Source organism: Methylobacterium sp. WL103 (assembly GCF_008039885.1).
In the GTDB taxonomy this organism is placed as follows: Bacteria; Pseudomonadota; Alphaproteobacteria; order Rhizobiales; family Beijerinckiaceae; genus Methylobacterium; species Methylobacterium cerastii.
In genome coordinates, this window is sequence record NZ_VRUX01000169.1 from 1 (window position 1) to 7,765 (window position 7,765).

Annotated in this window: 4 protein-coding genes and 1 pseudogene; 2 read left to right on the forward strand and 3 right to left on the reverse strand. The window is 70.5% G+C overall.

Annotated features, from left to right (window positions below):
- Positions 1-1,150: DUF2142 domain-containing protein (locus FV222_RS12290; protein ID WP_147814441.1), on the forward strand; the 1,150-nt coding region annotated here is incomplete at its 5' end.
- 33 nt (positions 1,151-1,183) lie between these two features.
- Here FV222_RS12290 and glgA read toward each other — a convergent pair.
- Together glgA and FV222_RS12300 are read right to left on the reverse strand one after the other, a co-directional pair.
- The gene (gene glgA / locus FV222_RS12295; protein WP_147814443.1) at positions 1,184-2,719 is read right to left on the reverse strand and encodes a glycogen synthase GlgA; all 1,536 of its coding nucleotides are present in this window, start codon (positions 2,717-2,719) and stop codon (positions 1,184-1,186) included.
- 175 nt (positions 2,720-2,894) lie between these two features.
- Positions 2,895-4,481, reverse strand: coding sequence for an alpha-amylase family glycosyl hydrolase (locus FV222_RS12300; protein WP_147814444.1), 1,587 nt, complete (start codon positions 4,479-4,481; stop codon positions 2,895-2,897).
- A 322-nt stretch (positions 4,482-4,803) separates the two neighbouring features.
- Between FV222_RS12300 and FV222_RS12305 the strand changes: the two genes are divergently transcribed.
- Positions 4,804-7,350: a glycogen/starch/alpha-glucan phosphorylase gene (locus FV222_RS12305; protein ID WP_187277317.1), complete on the forward strand. Its 2,547-nt coding sequence runs from the start codon at positions 4,804-4,806 to the stop codon at positions 7,348-7,350.
- Positions 7,351-7,615: 265 nt separating this feature from the next.
- Here FV222_RS12305 and FV222_RS31145 read toward each other — a convergent pair.
- Positions 7,616-7,765: pseudogene (locus tag FV222_RS31145) on the reverse strand (ferredoxin--NAD(+) reductase); the annotation flags it as partial.

The following is a 7,765-nucleotide window of genomic DNA, read 5'->3' on the forward strand; positions in this document are numbered from 1 at the left end:
CGCCCGGATCGCGGCGGCGCCGGTCGATCCGGCGGTCGGCACCGGTCCCTGGGGCGGTGCCGGCGCCTTCGCGCCACTCTACACGATCGCCACCTACGTCCCCGTCTTCTACGGGCCGGCGGCCGCGGGTCTCGGGCTCGGCCACGCCCTCGACCTGTCGGCCCGCGCCTCCGCCCGGCTCGGACGCCTGTTCAATGTCGCGGCCTACGGGCTGGTCGGCGCCTGCGCCCTCGTGCTGGCGCGGCGCGGGCGGGCCTGGCTCTTCGCCGTGCTCACCCTGCCGATGGCGCTGTCGCTCGCCGCCTCGTTCAACCAGGACGGCCTGATCGTCGACACCGCGATCCTCGCCGCCGCACTCCTGACAGGCGAGGCGGATGCGCCGCCGGGCAGACGGCGCTACGCCGCCGCGGCCGTGCTCGTCGCCCTGATCCTGCTGGCGAAGCCGCCCTACGCGCCGATCGCGCTGATGCTGCTTCTGCCGCTCCCAAGTGGGACCTGGCGGCAGGTCGGCGCCGGGCTGCTTCCACGCTTGGCGGTGGTCTCGGCGGTGGTGCTGCCGGCTGCCCTCTGGACCGTGTACGCCACGGCCACCATCGCGACGCCGGTGCCGCGCGCGGCCTACGAGGCGGGTCCGCTCTGGCCGGGCGAGCGTCCGGCGACGTTCCTCGGCACCGATCCGGCAGCACAGCTTCGCGTGCTGACGGCGGATCCGGTCCGCTTCGTCACCGTGCCGGCGCGCTTCCTCCTTTCGGTGAAGCACCTGGTCATGCTGTCCGAGGGCACGGTCGGCATCCTCGGCTGGCACGATCGCCACCTGCCCAAAATCGTCGTCTGGCTGTGGATCGCTGCGCTCGCCGCGGCAGCGGCCGGCTCCGGAGGACGACGCGAGGGCGGGGCGTCGTTCGTGCTGCTGGCGTTCGCCGCCGGGCTCGCTTTGTGGGTCGTCCTGCTGTCGCAGTATCTCAGCTGGACGAATGTCGGCGATCCCCGCATCGACGGCCCGCAGGGGCGCTACCTGCTGCCGATCCTGCCGCTGTTCGCGCTCACAATGGCGAACGCCGCGACCGGATCACGGCGCCGCGTTCTCCGGTTCGCGCCGATCGCGCTCGTGGCCATCGGGCTCGCCGTTGTGCCGTTCGCGACCCTGTGACGTTCGCGATCTGGTGACGTGGTGCCCGGTGCCTCAGGCGGCGCGCCAGCGTAGGGCGGAACCGTTGCCGAATGCGCGGCCGTAGAGATCGCCGTAGTTGGCGGCGGCCTCGTCCCAGCCGAAGGTGCGCGACATCGCCGTCCGGCGCATGGCGTTGAGCCGCTTCTTCTGGGCGAAGGTGTCGAGCGCCCGGCGGACGGCGCCGGTGAAGCCCCGCGGCGACGGGTCGGCGAAGGTGAAGCCGGTGACGCCGTCCTCGACCGTGTCGGCCAGGCCCCCGGTGCGTCGCACGATCGGCAGCGAGCCGAAGCGCTGGGCGTACATCTGCGCAAGGCCGCAGGGCTCGAAGCGCGACGGCATCAGCAGGAAGTCGCTGCCGGCGAACATCCGGCGGGCGTCCCGCTCCTCGAACCCGACGTGGACGCCGACCGAATCCGGGTGGCGGCGGGCGAGGCCGCGCAGCGCATCCTCGAACCGGGCCTCGCCCTGGCCGATGGCCACGAGCTGGCCGCCCTCGGCGACGATGGTCTCCGCGGCCTGGATCGAGAGGTCGATGCCCTTCTGGTGCACGAGGCGCGAGACGATGGCGAAGAGCGGCCCGCGCGAGACCGCGAGCCCGAACTGGCCACGCACCGATTCGGCGTTGGCGCGCTTGCCCTTCCAGTCGTCGGCCTCGAAGCGGGTGGCGAGGTGCGGGTCGGTGCGCGGGTCCCAGCTCTCGTCGATGCCGTTGAGGATGCCGGCGAGCCGGCCTTGCGCCGCCCGCGTCCGCAGCAGGCCGTCGAGGCCGCAGCCGGAATCCGGCGTCAGGATCTCGCGGGCGTAGGTCTCGCTCACCGTGGTGACGTGGGTGGCGTAGTACAGGCCCGCCTTCAGGAACGAGAGCTGCCCGTAGAACTCGACGCCGTTCATGTCGAAGGCGTCCTCGGGCATGCCGAGGCGGGCCATGGTCTCACGCGGAAACAAGCCCTGGTAGGCGAGGTTGTGGATCGTCAGCACGCTCGGCACGCGGATGCGGCGCCAGGCGAGGTAGGCCGGGGCCAGCGCCGACTGCCAGTCGTTGAGGTGGAGCAGGTCGGCGGCCCAGGCGGGGTCGGCACCCTGCGCGATCTCTGCGGCCGCGAGGCTCAGCCGCGCGAAGCGCAGGTCGTTGTCGGAGAAGTCGCCGTCGGCGTTGCCGTAGGGCGTGCCGTCGCGCTCGTACAGGTCGGGGCTGAGCAGGACGTAGATGCGCAGGCCGTCGCCGGTCTCGACGAGGCCGAGATCGCAGGGCGGGACGCCGGCGAACCCGTCGAGCCGCGCCACCACGGGCATGGACGGGAACGCCTCCACCACCTGCCGGTAGCCGGGGATCAGGACGCGGACGTCGTACTGCTTGCGCAGCGCTCGCGGCAGCGCGCCGGCCACCTCGCCGAGACCGCCGGTCTTGACGAAGTCGGCCATCTCCGGCGTGGCGTAGAGGATGCGGGGCTGCAGTGCGGTGCGAAGGTCGGGCAGGGCGTTCGACGGCGTCGGGATCGGCCGGAGGGCGTTCGCAGAAGCGGAATGGAACGCTTGGGGCTCGACCATCAAGGGATTTCCGCGCCGTGCGGAACGGTCCTGGCGCACCGCTTCATCCGCAACCGATCTCGACATTGCCAACGCCCTCGTGCCCCGCCGGTTTCCGCTGCGACGCACACTCTAGGCCACCAGACCGTTAATGGGCGGTTCATCGCATTGCACTGCGGCATAAGCGTTCGCGCGCCTAGATCCTGCGCAGGATCAGCCCCTCGTTCGGCCCGAGTTCGACCGTTGCGGCGGTGCGCTCCCCGCCGCGATGGCCCCGGGTCGACAGCACCACCGTCCAGGCTTCGTCGCCCTTCAGGTCGAGGGCGTGCGCCGCCTCGCCGAAATTGAGCAGGATGCGGAACACGCCATCCGCGGAAAAGCGCTCGTAGGCGAACACGTCCGCGGCGCCGGCCGCGACGCCGCGATAGCCGCCCACCGACAGGGCCGCGTGCTCGCGGCGCAGGGTGAGGAGCCGACGATAGAGCGTGAGGATCGAGGTCGGGTCGTCGCGCAGGGCGTCGACGTTTCGGGTCGCCGCATCCGGCGACAGCGGCAGCCAGGGCTCGGCAGTGGAGAAGCCGGCATGGGTCTCGCCGTCCCACTGCATCGGCGTGCGCTCGGGGTCGCGGCCGTGGCCGGGCTCGTTGCGTTCCCACGGGTCGCGGACCCGGTCCGGCGGGATCGGCACGTGGGCGAGCCCGATCTCGTCGCCGTAGTACAGCGTCGGCGTGCCGCGCAGCGTCAGCAGCAGCATCGCCGCGATCCGCGCCTGGTCTGGTCCGACGCGGGCGGCGATGCGCGGCTGGTCGTGGTTGCCGAGCACCCAGTTCGGCCAGCCGCCCTCGGGCAGGGCCGCCTCGTAGTTCGCGACGAGGTCGGACACCGCCTCGGCTTTCCACGGCGTCTGGATCAACTGGAAGTTGAACGGCATGTCGGCGCCGCTCAGATCAGGGCCGTAATAGGCCATCAGCCGCTCCATCGGCAGGTAGATCTCGCCGATCAGCACCCGCTCGCCGTAGGGGCGCAGCACCGCGCGCATCTCGGCGATGACGTCCAGGACCTCGGGGCGGTCGGCCGAGTAGACCTGGGCGAAGCGGTTGATCTCCGCCTGCTCGGGCGAGAAGTCCGGGTTCTCCGGGTTGTCGCGAAATCCGGCATCCTTCATCAGGTGCCAGATCACGTCGACGCGGAAGCCGTCGACGCCGCGGTCGAGCCAGAACCGCAGGGCGTTGTGCATGGCGGCGCGGACCTCCGGGTTGCGCCAGTTCAGGTCGGGCTGCTCGCGCAGGAAGGCGTGGTAGTAGTATTGCCCGGTCGCCGGATCGAGCGTCCAGGCCGGGCCGCCGAAGTTGCTGAGCCAGTTGTTGGGCGGGCCGCCATCCGGCGCCGGATCGCGCCAGATGTACCAGTCCCGCCGCGGGTTCGTTCGCGAGGCGCGGCTTTCGGCAAACCACGGATGCGTGATCGCGCTGTGATTCGGCACGAAGTCGAGAATCACCTTCAGTCGCCGCCGGCGGGCTTCTGCAACGAGGTCGTCGAAGTCTGCCAGCGTGCCGAAGAGCGGGTCGATTTCACAGTAATTTGCCACGTCGTAGCCATAATCGGCCATCGGCGAGGGATAGATCGGCGAGATCCAGACCGCGTCGACCCCGAGCCAGGCGAGGTGTTCGAGCCGCGCCGTGATCCCGCGCAGGTCGCCGATCCCGTCGCCGTCCGTGTCTTGGAACGAGCGCGGGTAGACCTGGTAGACGGTGCCGCGCTTCCACCAGACGGTGTCGGCCATGGACGATATCCCCGAAGTTGACAGGCCCCGGCTTTAGCGCCTCCGCAGGCAGGGCGCGATGGGACCAGGGTTCACCCAGAGTTCAACACCGGCGTGACAAAGTCCTGTCGGGTTTGGGTGCGACGGTGCTTGTGTCTGAAAGGACACAAAGGCGGACGAGATCGCCGCCGCCGACGTGGTCGGGCCCCGGCGACGCCTCGACAAGACCGGTGAGCGACCGCAGGATCGTCGATCCTCAGGTGGCGAGGTCGAGAACCGCCGAAGGACGCAAGTGGCGCTCGAGACGCGAAGACGCGCCGGCGCGGACGATGGGGGATTGCACGTGCTGAAAGACGCTATTCTGGCACCCGCACCCGGTGAAGACCGGTCCGACGCACCGGAGCGGACGACCCATGCGACGTTCCGCGAGCCCGCCGTCTGGGACAAGCCGGCTCAGCCCGCCTCCGGCGACGCCGTCGCCGACCTTCGCGAGGCGATCCGCGGCAAGCTCGCCTACGCCATCGGCAAGACCCCCGAGACGGCGCGCGAGCGCGACTGGTTCGCCGCCACCGCGCTTGCGCTGCGCGACCGGATCGTCGACGCCTGCCAGGCGACGGACGCGTCGGTGCCGAACAAGCGCGTCTACTACCTCTCCCTCGAATTCCTGATCGGTCGGCTTCTGTCCGATGCGATGAACAACCTCGGCCTCGTCGAGACCACCCGCGCCGCGTTGCAGAGCCTCGGCGTCGACCTCGGCACCGTGGAGGGCGCGGAGCCCGACGCGGCGCTCGGCAACGGCGGCCTCGGGCGGCTGGCGGCCTGCTTCATGGAGAGCATGGCGAGCATCGGCATCCCGGCGATGGGCTACGGCATCCGCTACGATCACGGCCTGTTCCGGCAGACCTTCGAGGACGGCTGGCAGCGCGAGGCGCCCGAGACCTGGCTCGCGGAAGGCAACCCGTGGGAGTTCGCGCGCCCGGACGCGACCTACACGATCGGCTTCGGCGGCCACGTCACCATGGCCGCGGTGTCGGACGGCGTGATCCGCCGGCACTGGTATCCCGCCGAGACCGTGCTGGCCGTGGCGCACGACGTGCCGGTGGTCGGCTGGAAGGGCAAGACCGTCAACACGCTGCGGCTCTGGAAGGCCGAGAGCGAGGCGCCGGTGGAGCTGGCGCAGTTCAACGGCGGCGACCACGTCGGCGCGGTCTCCGCCCGGATGCGGGCCGAGGCGATCTCGCGGGTGCTGTATCCGAGCGATTCCTCCACCGCCGGCCAGGAGCTGCGCCTGCGCCAGGAATACTTCTTCACCTCCGCCTCGCTGCAGGACCTCGTCCGGCGGCACGTGGCCGAGCGCGGCGACGTTCGCTCGCTGCACGACCACGCCGCGATCCAGCTCAACGACACGCACCCGGCGATCGCGGTGCCGGAGCTGATGCGCATCCTGCTGGAGGATCACGGCCTGCAGTGGGAGGACGCCTGGCACGTCACCACCAACACGCTGCACTACACCAACCACACCCTGCTTCCGGAAGCCCTCGAGACCTGGCCGGTGGAGCTGATGGAACGGCTGCTGCCGCGCCACATGCAGATCATCTACCTGATCAACTGGATGCACCTCGAAGAGCAGGGCCGCCACGGCCGGCAGGGCGAGACGAACTTCGCCGCCCACCTCGCTTCGGTCTCGCTCATCGACGAATCGCAGGGGCGTCGCGTGCGGATGGGGCACCTCGCCTTCCACGGCGCCCGCCGGGTGAACGGCGTCTCCGCGCTCCACACCGACCTGATGCGCTCGACGGTGTTCCGCGACCTGCACGCCCTCGACGGCGACAAGATCGTCAACAAGACCAACGGCATCACCTTCCGCCGCTGGCTCCACAACGCCAACCCCGGCCTGACCCGGCTCGCGGTCGAGGCCGTCGGATCCGGCGTCCTCGACGACCCGGGCCTGCTGCGCGGCCTCGATGCCTTCGCCGAGGATCCAGCCTTCGTGAAGCGCTACGCGGCGGCGCGCTTCAGCCGCAAGCAGGCGCTCGCCGAGATCATTGCCGAGCGCACCGGAATCGAGGTCGACCCTTCGGCTCTGTTCGACGTGCAGATCAAGCGCATCCACGAATACAAGCGCCAGCTGCTCAACGTCATCGAGACGGTGGCGCTCTACCAGGCGATCAAGGCCGAGCCGCACAAGGATTGGACGCCCCGCGTCAAGATCTTCGGCGGCAAGGCGGCGCCGAGCTACAGCCAGGCCAAGCTGATCATCAAGCTGGCGTTGGACGTCGCCAAGACCGTCAACGACGACCCCGAGGTCGCCGACCGGCTGAAGGTGGTGTTCCTGCCGAACTACTCGGTGAGCCTCGCCGAGGCGATCATCCCGGCCGCCGACCTGTCCGAGCAGATCTCGACCGCCGGCATGGAGGCGTCGGGCACCGGCAACATGAAGCTCGCGCTGAACGGCGCGCTCACCGTCGGCACGCTCGACGGCGCCAACATCGAGATCCGCGACCACGTCGGCGCGGACAACATCTTCATCTTCGGCCTCGACGCCGCCGGCGTGCAGGCGCGCATCACCGAAACCAACTACGCCCAGAAGGCGATCCAGGCCTCGCCGCGCCTGGCCGCCGCCCTCGACATGATCGCCTCGGGCCGGTTCTCGCCCGACGAGCCGAACCGCTTCCGGCCGCTCACCGACGACCTGCGCCACCGCGACCAGTACCTGCTCACCGTCGACTTCGACGATTACTGGCGGGCCCAGCGCGAGATCGACGCCGCCTGGAAGGACCAGGCGCGCTGGTGGGCCATGGCGATCCGCAACACCGCGCGCATGGCGTGGTTCTCCTCCGACCGCTCGATGCGGGAATACGCCGAGGAGATCTGGCGGGTGCAGGTCTAAGCGCGGCTTCGCCGGTTTCGATCCTGGGTCGGGGCGGACGGCCTCCTCAACCGTGCAGGTCGCACGCGGGTCCCCTCTCCCGAGCGGGAGAGGGGCAGGGTGAGGGACGAGAACCGTCCGGAGAGGTTACGCCCCTCACCCGGACCCTCTCCCCATGAAAGAGGGGGCCGCGCGGTGCTTCGAGCGATCCATCCGGGACCGTCGCGCGGCGATGCGTGAAACACCGCGGCCCGAAAGCGTCAAAGAAAGCGGGGCGGCGCGCGGTCTACGCGTCGACTAGAACCGGGTAGCACCGAGCGCCGACGGCGGCGGCCAGCACCTGTACGGCGCCCACGGTCGAGCTGTCGCCGGCCACGTGCACCACGTCGGTGGCTCGGAGCGCCGGAAGGTGGGCGGTGAGCGGGCCCGGCCGCAC